The 17272-nt window shown below is 32.8% G+C and carries 16 protein-coding genes; 5 read left to right on the top strand and 11 right to left on the bottom strand.

The genetic code is table 11. The features are described from left to right. Positions 1 to 48 precede the first annotated feature (48 nt). Together Q1A01_RS12675 and Q1A01_RS12670 are read left to right on the top strand one after the other, a co-directional pair. The gene (locus Q1A01_RS12675; RefSeq protein WP_299681248.1) at positions 49 to 846 is read left to right on the top strand and encodes a TrmH family RNA methyltransferase; all 798 of its coding nucleotides are present in this window, start codon (positions 49 to 51) and stop codon (positions 844 to 846) included. Between the two features lie 54 nt (positions 847 to 900). Continuing rightward, on the top strand, positions 901 to 2145 hold the full coding sequence (locus Q1A01_RS12670; RefSeq protein WP_299681245.1) for a M48 family metallopeptidase: 1245 nt from the start codon (positions 901 to 903) through the stop codon (positions 2143 to 2145). A 34-nt stretch (positions 2146 to 2179) separates the two neighbouring features. On the opposite strand, the gene Q1A01_RS12665 is transcribed toward Q1A01_RS12670, so the two are convergent. Together Q1A01_RS12665 and Q1A01_RS12660 are read right to left on the bottom strand one after the other, a co-directional pair. Then, positions 2180 to 2599, bottom strand: a complete 420-nt coding sequence (locus Q1A01_RS12665) for a hypothetical protein (protein WP_299681242.1) — start codon at positions 2597 to 2599, stop codon at positions 2180 to 2182. A gap of 31 nt (positions 2600 to 2630) precedes the next feature. Next, positions 2631 to 3344 carry a peptidylprolyl isomerase gene (locus Q1A01_RS12660; RefSeq protein ID WP_299681239.1) on the bottom strand — a complete coding sequence of 238 codons (714 nt, stop codon included), beginning with the start codon at positions 3342 to 3344 and terminating at the stop codon, positions 2631 to 2633. Between the two features lie 2 nt (positions 3345 to 3346). Between Q1A01_RS12660 and Q1A01_RS12655 the strand changes: the two genes are divergently transcribed. Both Q1A01_RS12655 and Q1A01_RS12650 read left to right on the top strand, forming a co-directional pair. Continuing rightward, a complete protein-coding gene (locus Q1A01_RS12655; RefSeq protein ID WP_299681236.1) occupies positions 3347 to 3991 on the top strand; it encodes a CoA pyrophosphatase in 645 nt (214 codons plus the stop codon). Positions 3992 to 4049: 58 nt separating this feature from the next. Beyond that, positions 4050 to 4853, top strand: a complete 804-nt coding sequence (locus tag Q1A01_RS12650; protein ID WP_299681233.1) for a lysophospholipid acyltransferase family protein — start codon at positions 4050 to 4052, stop codon at positions 4851 to 4853. A gap of 22 nt (positions 4854 to 4875) precedes the next feature. Here Q1A01_RS12650 and Q1A01_RS12645 read toward each other — a convergent pair whose 3' ends face one another. From Q1A01_RS12645 to Q1A01_RS12635, 3 genes are all read right to left on the bottom strand, one after another. After that, positions 4876 to 5403: a hypothetical protein gene (locus tag Q1A01_RS12645; protein ID WP_299681230.1), complete on the bottom strand. Its 528-nt coding sequence runs from the start codon at positions 5401 to 5403 to the stop codon at positions 4876 to 4878. A 133-nt stretch (positions 5404 to 5536) separates the two neighbouring features. Next, a complete protein-coding gene (locus Q1A01_RS12640; protein WP_299681227.1) occupies positions 5537 to 6535 on the bottom strand; it encodes a phytanoyl-CoA dioxygenase in 999 nt (332 codons plus the stop codon). A gap of 177 nt (positions 6536 to 6712) precedes the next feature. Continuing rightward, on the bottom strand, positions 6713 to 6910 hold the full coding sequence (locus tag Q1A01_RS12635; protein ID WP_299681224.1) for a hypothetical protein: 198 nt from the start codon (positions 6908 to 6910) through the stop codon (positions 6713 to 6715). A gap of 109 nt (positions 6911 to 7019) precedes the next feature. Between Q1A01_RS12635 and Q1A01_RS12630 the strand changes: the two genes are divergently transcribed. Further along, positions 7020 to 9317: an ATP-binding protein gene (locus Q1A01_RS12630; RefSeq protein ID WP_299681221.1), complete on the top strand. Its 2298-nt coding sequence runs from the start codon at positions 7020 to 7022 to the stop codon at positions 9315 to 9317. A 52-nt stretch (positions 9318 to 9369) separates the two neighbouring features. Here Q1A01_RS12630 and Q1A01_RS12625 read toward each other — a convergent pair whose 3' ends face one another. From Q1A01_RS12625 to Q1A01_RS12600, 6 genes are all read right to left on the bottom strand, one after another. Continuing rightward, positions 9370 to 9729 (bottom strand): hypothetical protein, encoded by a 360-nt coding sequence (locus Q1A01_RS12625; RefSeq protein WP_299681218.1) that lies wholly within the window; start codon positions 9727 to 9729, stop codon positions 9370 to 9372. A gap of 346 nt (positions 9730 to 10075) precedes the next feature. Beyond that, positions 10076 to 12136, bottom strand: coding sequence for a hypothetical protein (locus tag Q1A01_RS12620; RefSeq protein WP_299681215.1), 2061 nt, complete (start codon positions 12134 to 12136; stop codon positions 10076 to 10078). 551 nt (positions 12137 to 12687) lie between these two features. Further along, positions 12688 to 13980 (bottom strand): hypothetical protein, encoded by a 1293-nt coding sequence (locus tag Q1A01_RS12615; RefSeq protein WP_299681212.1) that lies wholly within the window; start codon positions 13978 to 13980, stop codon positions 12688 to 12690. Between the two features lie 14 nt (positions 13981 to 13994). Beyond that, a complete protein-coding gene (locus tag Q1A01_RS12610; protein ID WP_299681209.1) occupies positions 13995 to 14546 on the bottom strand; it encodes a hypothetical protein in 552 nt (183 codons plus the stop codon). 141 nt (positions 14547 to 14687) lie between these two features. Then, positions 14688 to 15272 carry a hypothetical protein gene (locus tag Q1A01_RS12605; protein ID WP_299681206.1) on the bottom strand — a complete coding sequence of 195 codons (585 nt, stop codon included), beginning with the start codon at positions 15270 to 15272 and terminating at the stop codon, positions 14688 to 14690. Between the two features lie 141 nt (positions 15273 to 15413). Next, positions 15414 to 16868, bottom strand: a complete 1455-nt coding sequence (locus tag Q1A01_RS12600; RefSeq protein WP_366520098.1) for a BCCT family transporter — start codon at positions 16866 to 16868, stop codon at positions 15414 to 15416. Positions 16869 to 17272: the final 404 nt, after the last annotated feature.

The raw sequence follows: 17272 nt of genomic DNA, 5'->3' as shown, positions 1-17272 counted from the left end.
AAAATAGTTATAATACCTTTGCTCTTTGAATAATTGCATCTATTATTTATGTTAAAGTATATTTCAAGTTCTCAAAATCCTACGGTAAAGAAGCTCATAAAGATACAGTCTAAAGCTAAGGCTCGTCAATTAGAAGATGCATTTCTTATAGAAGGGTTGCGAGAAATTAACTTGGCGATTGCTGGTGGATATAGTATTTCAGAATTGTATATAAAAGCATCTTTTATTGAAGATGTTTCCGTAGTTGCACTTATTGATTCTTTAGAAGGCGTTCTGGTCACATCACTGGCTGATGAGGTATATCGTAAAGTGGCGTATCGAGATGGGACGGAGGCTGTGATCGCTTTCGCGAAAGCAAAAAAAACCACTTTACAAGAGTTACAATTACCAGAAAACCCACTGGTACTTATTGCCGAAGCTCCTGAAAAACCAGGCAATATAGGTGCTTTATTACGTACCGCCGATGCTGCTGCAGTAGATGCAGTGATCATTGCAAATCCTAAAACAGATTTGTACAATCCAAATATCATAAGATCTAGTGTAGGTTGTGTTTTTACCAATCAAATTGCATTAGCTCCTACAGAAGAAGTGATCTCGTTTTTACAAGAGAAAGGAATTCAGATTTTTAGTGCTATTCTACAAGAAGCACAATCCTACCATATGCAAGATTATACCCAACCCACAGCTATTGTTGTAGGAACAGAAGCTACGGGTCTCACAGCTCCATGGCGCACGGCAAGTACTCAAAATATTATCATTCCCATGTGTGGAGAAATAGACAGTATGAATGTGAGTGTAGCGGCAGGAATTCTTACTTTTGAAGCAAAACGTCAACGTGGTTTTTAACCGCTTTCGCGAAAGCAAATACAAACTAAATAATTTAAAATTCATATACTATTTATGACATCGCAAACATTATTTTATGGCATCATTGCAATTCTCGTGATAGGATACGTAGTCGATTTTGTAATGGGATATCTCAACGCCAAACATTTTAATGATCCCATTCCTGAGGCTTTAAAAGATGTGTATAACGAAGAAGAATATCTAAAATCACAGGCCTATAAAAGAACAAAAGACCGTTTTGGAACGTATACAGCTACGTTTAGTTTACTATTAATGCTGGCATTCTTCTTTTTTGATGGGTTTGCGATTGTAGATCAATGGGCACGATCATTTACAGACCATCCTATAGGCGTTGCACTTATCTTTTTTGGTATCATTATGTTAGCTAGTGATATATTGACCACGCCTTTTTCGTATTACAACACCTTTGTGATCGAAGAGAAGTTTGGGTTTAATAAAATGAAACCAATTACTTTTTTTATGGATAAGCTCAAAGGTTGGGCAATGAGCATTGTGATAGGGGGAGGTTTATTAGCATTAATCATTTGGATTTATGAAGCGACACAACATACTTTTTGGCTATACGCATGGGGTGTTGTAACAGTATTTTCGGTGTTTATGAATATGTTTTATGCCCGATTAATAGTACCTATATTCAATAAACAAGCACCCTTAGAAATAGGGGAGTTGCGTTCAAAAATAGAACACTATGCAAAACAAGTGGGATTTAATCTTACGCATATTTTTACGATAGATGGTTCTAAACGTAGTACCAAAGCAAATGCTTATTTCTCAGGTCTGGGACGCGAAAAACGAATTACATTGTACGATACCTTAATTAATGATCTGGAGGATACAGAAATTGTTGCGGTACTTGCCCATGAAGTGGGGCATTATAAACGAAAGCATATTATTACAAACCTATTACTTTCTGTAATGATTACTGGGGTAACACTGTGGTTATTTTCTTTATGTTTAGCGCAACCTATTATAGCAGAAGCTGTGGGTGTTACGACGCCTTCTTTTCATGTAGGCATGGTGGTATTTGGTATTTTATATACACCTATTTCTGCCGTTACTGGATTTTTTATGAGTGCGCTTTCGCGAAAGCATGAATATGAAGCAGACAATTACGCCGCCGAAACCTACGAAGCCGAACCACTTATTAGTTCGCTTAAAAAACTATCTAAAAATAGCTTAAGTAACCTGACACCGCATCCATTATATGTGAAATTAAATTATTCGCATCCAACCTTGTTGCAACGTGTCGAAAATTTGAGGAAGAATACAGTTGTTTAGATTTTAGTCTTTAGCGGTTTACTCTTATTATTATTTAAGGACAACTAGTTTCTCTTAAAAACGTAAATATAAATACAAATACCAGAATGGGTAATACTAATAGTACTGCTGAGTATATGTTGTAATATCTTTTATGCTTTAAATGCCCTTTATTCTTTGCCCAAATTCCATCTGATAATTGGTTTTTATAGATAGCATAGGGCTCTTTTCGATATAGATGTATAAAAATATATGTGATAAACTTCACCGTAACTAATGCTATGAAAGGAGAAAATGTAAATAAAATACATTGAAAAGGACATAAATAATTCCATCCTGTTACTTCCATAAGAATACCTACACTTCCGATACCTGTACTTATTTTCAGAAAGTTATAAAATCGTTTATCATCCTTAGTATCTTCTGATGTAACCAGTACTATAAATCCAAGGAGTGTATATATGATAAGAATCATATAAAAGTATACTTGCGAAAGTGTAGGCTCATTATTCAATAATCTCAATTTTCATGTAAATATTTTCTTCTGGCCATTCGGTGCCATCTACAGTTACTTTATTCATCTCATCTATCACGTCCATGCCTTTGGTGACTCTCCCAAAAACGGTATGTTCTCCATCTATGTGATGTGCGCCACGTTTGGACTGAACAATAAAAAACTCAAACGGGGAAGAGGCTTTACTTACATTTTGATCACTGTATTTTGCTGCAGAAAAAGCACCTCTTACGTGAGGGTACTTCTTTTTAGCTTCATTAGGTAACAAGTAGTTGCCCATGCTTCTTCGATTACGAGCGGTTGTTTTGGTGTCATTATTACCGCCTTGTACTACAAAATCGGGCGAAATTCTATGAAATTGTGTGGTATTAAAGTATGCATTCTTTACGAGCATAATAAAATTGGCTCTGTGTAAAGGGGTGTCTTCATAAAGTTCTACTTCAATATCTCCAAAACGTGTTTTGATACGCACGTTGGTTTCTGGATTTTCTTCTCCGTATTTTTTTAAGAACGGTTTTAATTCGGCTTGTGAGGCAATCATTGGGTTTTCTGGAGTTCCTTTAGGGGCTTCTACCTCAGGTTTTTCTTTTTGGGAGAGAGTATCTTTAATAACCGAGGTTTTAGGTACCTCTTTTTTGGTAGATTTAGTATCTTGACATCCTAAGAAAACAGCTAATAGTACTAAAAGAATAATAGACCTATACATACATGAAATTTGATACGTGTTTACGATTACTTTCAAAAATAAGCAATTTGCCGTTGCCAGGTAAAAAAGCACAGTTTATGATGGCACCTATGGAGCGTGTAAAAGAATTTAGTGATTTGGATGTTGCAAAAATGAATCCTCGTAAAGCTGGAGTGATGGTACTATTCTATCCAGATCAAGAAGGTATAGCAAAGATGATTTTAATACTTAGAAAAACGTATAAAGGTGTGCATTCTAATCAAGTAGGCTTTCCAGGAGGAAAAGTAGAGGAGGAGGATACGAATATGTTGGATACCGCTTTGCGTGAAACTGCCGAAGAAATTGGAATTACTAGAGATCAGATTACCGTGGTAAAAGAGATGAGTGTGACGTATATCCCACCGAGTAATTTTTGTGTATATCCATTTTTAGGGTATAGTGATACTCCGTTAACGTTTATCCCTCAGGAAGAAGAGGTAGAAGGGCTTATTGAAGTTTCTATTGCAGATTTTTTAGCTGATGAAGCTGTGATTTCTAAGAAAATGTCTACTTCATATATGGATGATATTGATGTGCCTGCCTTTTTATTAAACGATCATATTGTATGGGGAGCTACTGCAATGATGCTCAGCGAAGTAAAGGTATTGTTACTTTCTGGGCAGAAATAGGAAGGTTTTGTATATTTACAGTTCTGTTTTTACGACAGTACAATATTTAAATTACTACATGGGTCTATTTAAAACGAATCCCTTCGGACATATACTTTTCTTAAAAAAATGGTTGATTCGCATTGCTGGCGCGATGACTCATAGACGTTACCGAGGTTTTAATGAATTGCAAATTGAAGGTTCTGAGATACTCAGAAACTTACAAGAGACTAATGTCCTATTTGTTTCTAATCACCAAACGTATTTTGCAGATGTGGTGTCTATGTTTCATGTTTTTAATGCGAGTTTAAGTGGTCGTGACGATTCTATAAAGAATATTGGATATCTCTGGAATCCTAAAATGAATTTGTATTATGTTGCTGCGGGTGAAACGATGAAAAGTGGTTTGTTACCTCGTATCTTAGCGTATGCTGGTGCTATCACCGTGAGTAGGACATGGCGCGAAAAAGGAAAGGAAATAGATCGTAAGGTGAATTTTCAGGATACCGAAAACATAGGAATTGCGCTGGATGATGGTTGGGTTATTACATTTCCGCAAGGAACCACAAAACCTTGGAAGCCTATTCGAAAAGGAACCGCACATATTATAAAACAATATAAACCTGTTGTTGTACCTATCGTGATAGATGGATTTAGGCGTAGTTTTGACAAAAAGGGATTACGTATTAAAAAGCGTAATATCTTACAATCATTTGAAATCAAAGAACCTCTTGAAATTGATTATGAAAATGATTCTGTAGAAAAGATTGTAGAACAGCTAGAATATGCGATAGAGCAACATCCATCATTCTTAAAAGTAATTCCATTAGAAGAGCTAGAAAAAGAAGAAGAACTCAATAAAAAGCGACAGTGGGAGTATTAGGATTCTGACCTATTCGAAATGGTTAGATTTTTTTGACGATTCCTTTTGAAATTTCATCATGATCCTCATCACTTGATAATATATGAGTTACAAACCATTTTGACTTCTTGTACATAAAGTTAGCCCATACATTCAACTCTTTATCCAACCTAATAGTTAACGTATCCATTTCTTTTATAGGAATGACTTTATCAAAGCAATTTTTCCTATTTAATTCTAATTGAATAGAAAAACTTGTGTTTTTGTATTCAATTTTTTTCTGGTTTCTTAATTTATTCAATTTTTTTTCATTTTCATAAAAGCTATCAAACACAGATTCTAATTGTATATAATGGTAATCTATTACGTCTGGAGTTATTGTTTTAAATTTATCAGGAATATACATCATACCACCTATACTGCTAAGTAATTCTATAGGAGGGTTATTTAATAACCATGTTTCTAAATTACTTGTGTTAGGGATACGCCTTCTTAATTTCCAGTCGATATCTTTTTCAGATAGATCATTTGAACATGTACATAGCACAAAATTTTCATCAAATTGGCACATAATATTTTATACAGAAGTTAGTTACCTATACAATTTATTTCTACGTAGTATTCTTTAAATTTTCATCTATTAAATCCCAATCTTGCATTGATAGCAACGTTTTTACATAAACAACAATAGACACATTAATCGTTTATTGAAACGTACATTTTAATTCAATTTCGGGTTCTAAATAATAGGTAAAAATAGCTGACTTGCTTAGAACGGGTTTGTTTAGTGCAATATTAAGCGGTAGCGTTAATGAGGATTCATTTCTATCTAACCAAATATCATGATACACATGAACTTTGGTGTCTAATAATATACCTTCATAGGTATCTATATCTAATACACTTAAATCAATTTCTTTATCAGGTAATTGAGCAGGCATAAGTTGATGGTCACCATGATGCGTGATCGTATTACGAACATCTAAGACTGTTTCTATCCTTTTTTCTTTAAAGCTTTGATCTTCTTTAATATCCTTTATTAAAGACATTTCTATGACTACATTTTCTGGAATGAGCGTGACATCTTTACGTACTTGAGATAACAAATTGAATACAATAGGGACATAGCACTCTCTATACAATAAAGCATCTAAGGTTTCACTAATCACCATATGAAATGTAGTAGGATTCGGAATTTTAAAAGTCACGGCATCTGCTACATAAAACTCCTGAACGTAGTTATCTAATTCTAGTGAATGGATTAATTTTTTGGCAACATCAACTGAATTTTCATTAATTTCTAACAATGTAAATTGTACTTCTTCAGGCGTAAAATGAGGTGCTGTTAAGGTAAAAAGGGTTGCATATGGACCACATCCAGCGTAAAATATCTGTATCAATTCACCTGGATGTTTTGCTTGTTTTTCTTTGATAGCAGCAATAATACCTTTTAAGAATTTTACAGTTCGTTTGTAATCTACCAAACATTGTGCGGCATAGTTTAGTCCAAGTGCACTTCCTTTTGCAGTAGGAATAGCAGCTAAATGCTCAATGTTAGTATCGTATCCCGTAATCTCTGTAATTTGCTTAAAATGAGAATGAATTTCATTAATGTTTTTTACCACTTCATCGTGTTGTAATGGTTCCTTTAGCAATGTAGAAGTTATTCTTTTAATATGATCGATTACTTTATTTTCAGTCATTATGCACGTTTAATTTTCAGCTATTTAATACGAATTATGATCAATAGCAGATAGACATCTAAAATATAAAAAGAAAACGGACTTGTATAGTATATAAAATGTTTTTACTAACGTGATATAAACGATACCCTTTGCGTAATAGCGTTACTACAAAATCACTATTCTTTTCCTCAAACTCTAAAAGGCGTCATGAAGGTTTCTACTATATGGTATGTTTTCTGAGTACGCTTTCGCGAAAGCGTATATAGAGAATATTTTTTTAGAATATGTTAGTTTATAGGTTTTTAGATACAGTTTTTTAGTGAGACACGATTTTGTAAAGTCTGTAAGACGCATATCAAATAGATAGTTGAATGAGTCTCTTTTTTTTAACATTTACTAACTTGATTGGTTGGTTATGTCGATTAAAAACATAATAGTGACGATATATTGCTTTTTTTTTTGTATAAATAATATTATATTCCCTAAATTATTTATAATTGATATGAAGCTCTTAAATAAAGCGCTGTTTTTGATAGCTATTTTCTGTAGTCTATTTTCTTTTAGTCAAGAACAAAGTATTGATTTTGATATTTCTTCAAATTCCATAAACTCTATCATAGATAAATTACCTGAAATCTCAATAGATTCTACTAATATTGAGGTGACTACGCATGTTAAAGTAATGATTGACTGGATGACAGAAGAGCATTATAATTTGAATTATGCTCCCATTTTAATTTATAGTGAAAAAGGATTATCTCTAGCAGCGAAAAGTGATGATAAATCGCACATACATAAAGTGAGATCTGTTATAGGTAATACATTACTAGCTGTTAAGGATACGGTAAGAGCTAAGAAGTTATTTCTTAACTCATTAAATGAAGCAGAAAAAGAGAAGGATAGTTCACTTATTTTAGCATCAAAAGGTAACCTTGCAAACCTCTATTATTCTATGGAAGGTTATCAACGTAAAACGATAAGTACTTACTTAGAAAGTATTGAAATTGCATCACGCTTAAACGACACAACGCGGCTATTTATTTTACATCATAATCTGTCAAGAGCTTACAATGAAGTAAAAGATGCAAAAAATAGCGCTTATCATATAGATAAAACAGAAATCTATCTAAATCGTCTTAATAATCCTCCTCATTTTAAAGCGAGTCACCTTCATAATAAAGGAAGAATGCTTCTTTTATTAAATAAACCAGATGAAGCTATAGAAAATTTTAAGCAAACTATAGCTCTTTCTCCTGCTAATGAATTTAAAGAAGCATTGATTGAAGGGTATACAGGATACAAAGAAGCCTTAGCAATGAAAGAGGATTATAAAGGGGTTTATGAGATTGATAAAAAATTAGAAATGTATGAAATAGAGAAAGATAAAGATGATAATAAAAATATTATTGAATCTGCAACAGCAAAATTAAATGCCGAACGTTTTAAAGATCAGATCAAATCTAAAGAATTAGAAAAAGAATTATTAGAAGAGCAAGCAGATAGTAAAACCTTATTAATTTTTGTGATACTAGCCATTCTAATTTTTATCTGTATCATTTTTGCGCAGACATATAAATCTAATCTGGACCGAAAGGAACTTATTACAGACCTAAAAGATAAAAATGTAGAATATTTGGCTGCAAAAAAACAGAGTGACGAACTTGCCAAAGTAAAATCAAAATTTTTTGCAACGGTCAGTCATGAGTTACGGACGCCCTTATATGGAGTCGTAGGTTTAAGTTCTATTTTGCTTGAAAATAATGACTTAAAGAAACATGAGAAAGACCTGAAGTCATTAAAATTTTCTGCAAATTACCTGTTAGCTTTAGTAAATGATTTATTACATCTTAATAAAATAGAAAACAATAGTTTTACTGAAGATGAGACTACCTTTGATGTAAGAGAACTTACCTCTACGATTGTGTCTTCTTTTGAATATGTAAGGTTACAGAATCAAAATGAAATTCAAATTCAAATAGATAAAGATGTTCCTTCTTTATTATTTGGTGCCCCTGTACGACTATCTCAGATTTTAATGAATTTAGTAGGAAATGCTTTTAAATTTACTGAAAAAGGTAAAATAATAGTAACAATTAAAAATGTAGAACAGTCTTCTCAAAAAGCTAAGATTCAATTTACAGTGAGTGATACTGGACCAGGTATTGAAAAACATAAACTGCATCAGATTTTTAACGAATTTACACAGATAGATCCCATGTCTTCTATGTACCAAGGTACTGGCTTAGGATTACCTATTGTTAAAAAACTGGTAGAACAAGCTGGAGGTGAAATTTTTGTAGAGAGTGAATTAGGAAAAGGAACAACATTTACATTTTGTTTGGATATTACAATCTCTAATGAGTTACATACCATTAAGCCTACTTCTATTTTAAGTTTTAAACAACTCGTTAAGAAAAAAATTCTTGTAGTAGAGGATAATAGAATAAATCAGATAGTCACAAAAAAGATTCTTGAAAATGAAGATGTGATGTGTACTATTGCGCAAAATGGAGAAGAGGCAGTAGCCCTTGTAAAAGAAAACATATTTGATTTAATTTTAATGGATATTAATATGCCTATTAAAAATGGATTTGATGCTACTATAGAAATTCGACAATTTAATAAATCAATTCCTATTATTGCTTTAACAGCTGTTGAGATAGAAGATCAAAAAGCTCAAATTTTTAACGCTGGGATGAATGATATTATCCTAAAGCCGTATGATATTGATAAGTTCAAAAAAATAATTATTTATAATTTATCAATACATCAAAATGACGAATTACAGCGATTAGGATAGCACTATATTCTTTTAAGAGTAGTTATTATTGTAGCTACTATTATTCAGTAAATTAATTAAACAAGAGAATTGTAATTAATCCTATAACTGAAGCAGTGACAGCTATTGAAAAAACTAATTTAGGAGTAATACTCATATTTGCGATATCTTCTTTAGGAATATTTGCATTAAGTTTTTTTGAAATCAACATACCTACTGTAGCATCAAAAATTCCAATAATACCACTGGCAATAACTCCAATCAAGAGACCATTAGATTTTGCAGCATAAAAAGCAACGATGCCATAAATTATAATTGAGCCAAATGTTAACCATATATATTTAAATTTTAAAACCCTTGATAAGATAGCACCTAATGAATCAAAAATACTTACAGCGATACATCCCGTTAAGATAATTAGTATTAATTCCATTTACATTGTGATAGATTGAACAGGATTACAAATATGAGTAGATTGGTTTTTGATAGTTTTCATATGGAAAGGTAGTAAAATCATTTCGCTTTCGCGAAAAATGCTACTGGGTTTTGTATAAAGATTTGTTGGTTGTTCTATTTTAATGTGAATTCCTGTTTTTTACCAAAAACCACGTTTATCATCATTTTGAAAAGCATATTTATTTATATTTTGATTTATAAATTCTCATAAAATCATTATTTTCTAAGATGATTTTTGTAATGAATTAATGAGAGTTTCTATTTCAGAATTTGATCATGTACCTATACCAAAATGGAGTATGTCTTTTTCTATTCAACATATATTAGATGAATATTCTCTTTATAATTGGATCTCCGTTATCTGAGTTATAGAAATAGGGTTTTACTTTTGGCCATCCATTTAATCCAAAGAAAAATGGGATAGGATCTTGGTCAAGTCTATCTGGACTAAAAAGATCATGAAGTGCTTCTTTTGGAGCATTAGAAGAACAAGTAAATGTAATGTATCCATCTACTACTTTATCGGATACAGAACTAAACGAACCTTTGAGATAATATGTAAACGAATATTGATTTTTGGAAGGATTAAAAGGGTTGGGCGCAGGAATCGTTTTAGTTGTGTTCATTGTACAACCAGCCTTGTGGATTGTTTGGAACAAATTTTTGTAAATAATAATTCTCCAAGCTTTGGCAAGACCTTTTACAAAACTCTCTGGAGCAATAGACCCTTGTTTAGAGAAAGTAACACCTAAATGATCAGCTGTTATTTCTTTATTTATTGAAAAAAGAGCAAAACGTTTTAATTTCCCCCAGTTCCCATTAATCTCTTTATAATTTATATCCTGAGCTTCTTTTAGAATCGCTAAATAGTCTGTCAACTTAAGTGCCATATCAGCGATGCTCGCTTCGATGGAAGTGCTTTCATCTCTCATTTTTAGAATTTCTGTAATGGTAGACATACCAGCACTAATGACGCCTGCTATTGGAGATCCAATATCAGGAATTACACTAATGATTGAAGTTATCTCCTTAAATATGACCTCTAGAAAAAGTGTTAGTTTGGAAGTTTCAGGAGGTACGCTCATATAACCTGCTGCTGCAATAAGATCATCTGTAGAAACCTCTGCAATAGTCTCTGTGATTGCAGACATAATACCTTTAGGTCCGTACCACTTAGCAGATTCCTCAAAATAATCACATTCAGTTCTTAAATGATCACTTACTTCTTTAAATGCATCTTCAGAAAAAGATTGATCTTGAGGATAGGTTATTTGTGATATCAAGTCAGCTTTTAATGTTCCTTGGTTTGGAGGGAGTTTATAACCTCTAATTTTTAACTGCTCTAGAATATATGCATAGACTAAGTATCTATCACTTCCCTCTTCATAATTTTCTTCAGGCCAATGATCATCATAATTTTTGGTGTTAAGTATGCCATGTAATTTTGTGTAAAAATCAGAAGTTATATGAAAATTATCTTTAGTGTTGAGATTAAATTCAAGATTTTCATTTGCATAGATAGATTCACTGGCCACAGGAAAAGGACAATTTGTATCAATACTGGCTGGTGAATAATAAACATTTGCGAATTGCCCTTGACCTCTACGTTTACCTATTTTATACTCAATTTTTCCAGAAAGGGATTTCCAAAAATAATTTTTTCCTCGGCTAGGGACTTTGCTTCCAGAAGCAATAGGATGTCTATCAGAGACTAAATTTATATATTCAACGGGACTTGCTACATCTGCATAATATGCAGCACTTCCTTTATTTTCTATGGTAGTTGAAGTAGTAGATCGATTGTCAATTTGGTTGACAATTTGTGGATAGCTACTTTCTTCTTTTTTATTTGATATATACTCAAAGTAGTCAGTCATATGTGTGACTTCATTTATATGCATGGCATTATCAACATTTAGTGCAGTAGCAAACTCATGCGCCTTGTGTATGGCATCCACTTGTAGAAGAAATAGACAGCTATATGGACTGTCTTCTGGTAAGTCTATTTTCGCTTTTACCCTAACAGCTATATGATCTGGTATGCTTATTTCAGTAAGATCTTTTCCTCCAATAGCTACACATTGATTAGCAAATGCAATAGAAGAATCCTTTTGATATGAAGTGATCGCTGTTACTTTATAGCTGAATGTTCCTATACATGGCTTTAGTGATTCTTCGATTACTTCTTTATTTGAAGCCTTTACAATGATAATTGCAGAAAGGAAATGTGATTGTTCAAAAATAAAGTCTTCCTGAACTTCGATAGTAGAGCTCAAACCATCAGCAGTGAATTTTTTGAGTAATGCAATTCGTTTAATTTCAGAAGATTCTTCCAGATTAGAGAAAAATATCGCATACGTTTGAGAATCGTTGTTCGCTTTCATGAGTTTATAGGGATTTAAGTGAAGTCTATAGTACAATGTCTCTTTTAGAGATAATTCGTTATATAGATTGGCAAAGTACTATTTTGCACTATTCTATAGTAGGGTATTTTTACCTGTATTTTTGATACATCAATACATTCAGCGTAAAGTGATATAATAACGTATTGAATTGATTTGTCTCAGTTCTCTGTTGTAGAGCGTTATTCTTTTCCGGTAATTGCTGAAAGGAAATCTTTAAGGCCATCATTCTTTTATACTCATCAATAATTTTATCTAGTTGGTCTTTCCAAAGCCAAAGAAATTAATAGGGTTTCTTTATAGAAGGAATTGAGCATAACAGTCTAGTATAAGAATAGTAGCAGATTTTCAAGCACTAACCTTTCAGTTAAGTAATTAGCCAAATTTATAATTCTACCTTTATTGTCACATTTAAAAACTGTAATTCATTTTTTTACTGTTACGAATATTGCGAGCGTCTTCAGGTTGATTTTTGTAGATAGCGTATCTTAAGAGAAAAGAATTATGACGATTCTTTTGATTAAGATTTTGTTTTAGTGCCTATTATCACACAGTATACGTATAGGTGGTTCTGTCGTATCTAAAATCGAAATAGAAGGACAACCAAAACTGTATCCTAAAAACCCAAATAGTACCGCTTCCTTATTTTTAAATAGCTTTCCTGTCCATTGACCGTTATAGTTTTCAGTACTATCTGTTATTCTTAAAGGAACTAAATAGGTGCTTTCCGAGTTTATTAAAACATGTTCGAAAACAATCTTTTCTGTATCTGTATTTACTACAATGAGATATCTATGTATTGTTTTGTTAACTGTTAAATCCTGAATATAATACGTTAGATGATCCTTCGAAAATGAATATGATGCCGTTACTTCATAACCATTAAACCAACGCTTTCTATGATCTGTTATAATATCAGGATTGAATTCTTTTTGGACGTCTTGAGTATCTATTTTTTTCCAGATAATGGGTGTTAGCTTTTCGGTATGAAAAGGGTTGTTTTTTCCAATAAAAACAAATTCCCCATAGGAATTAGTACCTAAATCAAATCCAAACTCATAGTCGTGTTCTTGATTTAGATTATCATTATAAGAACCGTAAATATTCATACACGCAATGACTGGTAGATCTTTGATGGGAAGTGTTTCTACATTACCATCAGCTATGGAATAGATGTAAGCCGTATCTGATTCTGAGATATTTGAAAATTTAAGAAACTTACTTCGCTGACTTTTAGTAAGTCGTATGGTATCTTTTTTTAAATTAGCCTCAGTGAGGATACTATTTTCATTATCATCATTACTTTCGTTATATCTATTTTCAAAATAGGTTTCAGAGACATTTATAAAGGCCGTTCTTATAGTACCTTCTTGTTCTTTATAGTAGGAGGAAGCTAGATATAATTTAATATCTGAAGTCACATAATCAAATGATAAGAACCCGTTGAATACATAGACAGTATCTGTATCTTTTTCGACACCTACCCATTCACCATTCATAATTGTTTCTCCCTCTTTTATTTGATCTGTGATTTTTGGATATTCAATTATTTTTAACTGTGTGTTTAAAGGAAATTTACCTAATATATTTCCTTTTGGTGCATCTCTGTAATTTAAGCCAGATCTTGCTATCACAAACTTATGCTTATACTGTTTTGGTACTTCTACCTTCTTTTTACTGCCAATAGTATCTACAGGAATATCTTTTGGCTCTTTTAATTCAATCTGTGTTTTTGACTTGACTACTTTTTGTTCTGTTGTATTTTCTTTGCAACTAACGAGTAGGAATATAACAAATAGGAGAGTTAGCTGCGCATAAGCTTTCATAGTTTCTATGATGTTTAATTATTTTTTAATTTTTCATCAAGCTTTTTAATTATAGATTCAGGGAGTATGTTTAATTGCCTATTAAATGCTCTTGCTTTTTTATATTCAAAAAGTGCTTGTTCGATGTTACCTTCATTCTCTAAAATGTTTCCTTTTTGCCAATAGGCTAAAGGATATCCTGGAAGTTCTTTAATGAACAAATCTAATTCAATCTTAGCTTTCTCAATGTTATTTTCTAAAATATAAGAAGCCACTTTATTTACTCTAGGATCAGGATTTCTAGGGTTTAATTGTATAGATTTGTCAAAAAAATCCCTACTTAATTCAAAGTTTTGGATGCGCATATTTGCATATCCTAATTCATTTTGAGCTTTTCCATTAATTCCTGTGCCACAGTTTCCTAAACTATCTAGTACAATTGCTTGAGATAATAATTGAATTGAATTGTTATACTTTCCCTTTGTAATATATAGATAAGCTTCTTTATAAAGTTCTTCAGATTTTTCAGTTTGTGAAAATGTAAACTGAAAAATTAGGCTTAATGTGAAAAATAGTATTGTCTTCATTTTCTAATTAATTACAAATGAGAAGTATGTTACAACTTCATACAGATTAGCTACTTTAAATTACTTTTCTAAAGGTTTTCCTTTATAAATGAACTATGTGATTTTCAGCTTTTAAAAAGTAATACCTACAATATACAATAGTTATTCGTTTTCTCCTTTAATGAAATTATATGCATTTGATTTGAGAAAAAAATGAATCCATATTTCATTTCGCTTCTCTGGGTTTTCTTCAAATAAATAAAGTGCAAAGTCTTCTCTAATTTTAAACTTTAATGACATATTCTTATCTGCAATAGGTATGAAAGCATAGCAGTCGTCTGTGCTACAATCTACCATTGAAAATGGTATGGCAGCATCAATTCTATCGCGAAGGTATTTTGTTCCAAGCTGTTCCTGATAGCTTAAGACTTTTAGAGAATCAATATCCCTTCGTTGTCCAAACCATGGGATGGCATCAAGACTTGCACGAGCTTGCTCATAATTTTTACTTTTTAAATAAGCTACACCGCGCAAAATGTTAATTTGGTCTTTTGCTTCTAGATACACGTTTCCACAAAATCCATAATTTGATTTTTCGGTTCTATTTAATTGTTTTAATGCTTTTTTAAAATTTCCTTCTGCGATAGTATTCTCGGCGCTACGTATTGTTCTAAATCCGCTTTGAGAAATGGCAGTAAGTGGCGTACCTAATAAAAAGCAAAGTAGTATTATTTTTAATGTATTCATATTTGGGTATAGCTAATGGTTGCGTATGATTTCTATCAAATGTAGGAGACAACCCATATGAAGTATACGATAAATTAGGGAAGACAATGTTTGGATGAGTAAACAAGGCTTTGTACTAGATTTAGTAGGTAGTAGAGTAGTTTATGTATGTTTTTTCTTTACAATATCTCTTACAAATACTATAACCATAACCACCATAAATAAGGCAAATGGGAGGGAGGTAATGATCAATAATTTTTGAAGAGCAACTAGCACATTAATTTCTGGACGGGCATTACCCAAGAGAATCATTGCAATGGCAAATACTGCAATTCCTATTGACCAGATAAGTCGGTGTCTGCGTTTGGGTGTTGGGTTTCCGTGGTCAGTAAACATGCTTAATACAAATACCGCAGAGTCTACCGAAGTGACTAAAAAACTTACTAATAAGATCATGGTAATCACATTGAGTACACTCGCAAAAGGGTAGTTTTCAAAAAATACAAATATGGAAGAAAATACATCTCCAAATTCGTTGGTATACGTCCCCCAATTTTCTATGATGGTAAATGCACTATCGCCAAAAACACTAAACCAAAAAAATGTACCCATCGCAGGAATGATCAAGACACCCAGTAACAGTTCTCTAATGGTTCTTCCACGAGAGATTCGGGCAATAAAAATACCTGTAAACGGAGCCCAAGCAAGCCAAAATGCCCAATAATAATAGGTCCAGTCGGTTAAAAAGGCCTCGCCAGGATCATAGGATCCGATAGCAAGACTTAGTGGAATAAAATCTTTGATGTAGTGTGTGACCGCTTTCGCGAAAGCGGATACAACTGCCACCATATCACTTTGAACAAATACATACAGCAGGATCGCCAACGTGATCCATATATTAAGTGTCGAAATACGTTTGATACCTTTATGCATTCCTTTCCAAACAGAAAAGAAAGCAAGAATAGCGATACACAGGGTAATTCCAATGGTTGTCCAAAGCCCAAAATCTCCTTGTGTGATATGGTTCAATCCTCCATTAATTTGAGTAGTTCCTAATCCTACAGCACCCACGAGTCCAAAAACAGTGGTAATGGTCGCTAAAATATCAATGCTGTGTTTGGGTAGTTGATGCGTCGTGATGCTTTGTATAGAAGCACTAATAAGAGCAGAACGTTTTTTAGTGAATAAATAGTAACCTATAATTAGTGCAAAGAGGCCATAAAATGCCCAAGCGGTAAATCCCCATTGGTAAAAAGTGTATTCTAATGCAATGATATTAGATGAAGCACCTGTCTGTATGGGTGGGTTTTGTTGCATAAATACAGGTTCTTGAACGGCTCGTAAGAGAATACCAGCACCCATACCAGCACTGTAAAGCATGGCAATCCAAGCCCAACGTGAAAACTCTGGAACATCGGTTGCGTTGCCTAATTTTTGTTTCCCGAAAGGGGAAAGCGCTAATATCAATATAAAGAGCACACAAAATAATCCTAGATAGAGGTAAAAATGTCCAAACCATTTACGAACCCATAAGGAGGCATGCTCGATACTAGTATAAAACCCTGCCGTATTTACAACCACAAATCCCGCAAAAAGGAGGAGTAGACTTATAGAAATAATAAGAACAGGATGTTTTTTAATGTGTTCGAAAAGTTTCAGCGTATCTAGTGTTTGATGATAAAGACTAAGGTACTTAAAATATGTTTTTTATTCCTGTCCTTTGACTATTACTCAGGATAAACTTTAATCAGAGGTCTTCTTTCCATTCCCATGAAGGCGGGAATCTCAGTATTCATTCTACATAGCTGAACATGTTTTTCTTCTCCTATCCTTAAAAGGCGAGTATATTCTTAAGTACTACCGTTTTTATTTTTCGCTTCCTTTAGGGTCGGGGAAACGAAAAATAGGAATCTCAAGATTCATTCTTTTCTTTTTTAATCGCCAAAAAAAGAAACAGATTCCTTTCTTCAAGGAAAAAAAAAGGGACATCATATCGATGCCCCTTTTTATGTATCGTTAAA

The organism is uncultured Dokdonia sp., from assembly GCF_947492815.1.
Lineage (GTDB): Bacteria > Bacteroidota > Bacteroidia > Flavobacteriales > Flavobacteriaceae > Dokdonia.
The sequence above is the reverse complement of the archived record's forward strand: the minus strand, read 5'-3'. Positions and strand labels throughout refer to the sequence as shown.

Excerpts from the sequence above, each read along its gene's own strand:
- Q1A01_RS12625 (WP_299681218.1), bottom strand. The coding sequence starts at position 9,729 with ATGGAATTAATACTAATTATCTTAACGGGATGTATCGCTGTAAGTATT.
- Q1A01_RS12635 (WP_299681224.1), bottom strand. The coding sequence starts at position 6,910 with ATGTTAAAAAAAAGAGACTCATTCAACTATCTATTTGATATGCGTCTT.
- Q1A01_RS12670 (WP_299681245.1), top strand. The coding sequence starts at position 901 with ATGACATCGCAAACATTATTTTATGGCATCATTGCAATTCTCGTGATA.
- Q1A01_RS12660 (WP_299681239.1), bottom strand. The coding sequence starts at position 3,344 with ATGTATAGGTCTATTATTCTTTTAGTACTATTAGCTGTTTTCTTAGGA.
- Q1A01_RS12650 (WP_299681233.1), top strand. The coding sequence starts at position 4,050 with ATGGGTCTATTTAAAACGAATCCCTTCGGACATATACTTTTCTTAAAA.
- Q1A01_RS12665 (WP_299681242.1), bottom strand. The coding sequence starts at position 2,599 with ATGATTCTTATCATATATACACTCCTTGGATTTATAGTACTGGTTACA.
- Q1A01_RS12655 (WP_299681236.1), top strand. The coding sequence starts at position 3,347 with ATGAAATTTGATACGTGTTTACGATTACTTTCAAAAATAAGCAATTTG.
- Q1A01_RS12630 (WP_299681221.1), top strand. The coding sequence starts at position 7,020 with ATGAAGCTCTTAAATAAAGCGCTGTTTTTGATAGCTATTTTCTGTAGT.
- Q1A01_RS12605 (WP_299681206.1), bottom strand. The coding sequence starts at position 15,272 with ATGAATACATTAAAAATAATACTACTTTGCTTTTTATTAGGTACGCCA.
- Q1A01_RS12610 (WP_299681209.1), bottom strand. The coding sequence starts at position 14,546 with ATGAAGACAATACTATTTTTCACATTAAGCCTAATTTTTCAGTTTACA.
- Q1A01_RS12640 (WP_299681227.1), bottom strand. The coding sequence starts at position 6,535 with ATGACTGAAAATAAAGTAATCGATCATATTAAAAGAATAACTTCTACA.
- Q1A01_RS12620 (WP_299681215.1), bottom strand. The coding sequence starts at position 12,136 with ATGAAAGCGAACAACGATTCTCAAACGTATGCGATATTTTTCTCTAAT.
- Q1A01_RS12645 (WP_299681230.1), bottom strand. The coding sequence starts at position 5,403 with ATGTGCCAATTTGATGAAAATTTTGTGCTATGTACATGTTCAAATGAT.
- Q1A01_RS12615 (WP_299681212.1), bottom strand. The coding sequence starts at position 13,980 with ATGAAAGCTTATGCGCAGCTAACTCTCCTATTTGTTATATTCCTACTC.
- Q1A01_RS12675 (WP_299681248.1), top strand. The coding sequence starts at position 49 with ATGTTAAAGTATATTTCAAGTTCTCAAAATCCTACGGTAAAGAAGCTC.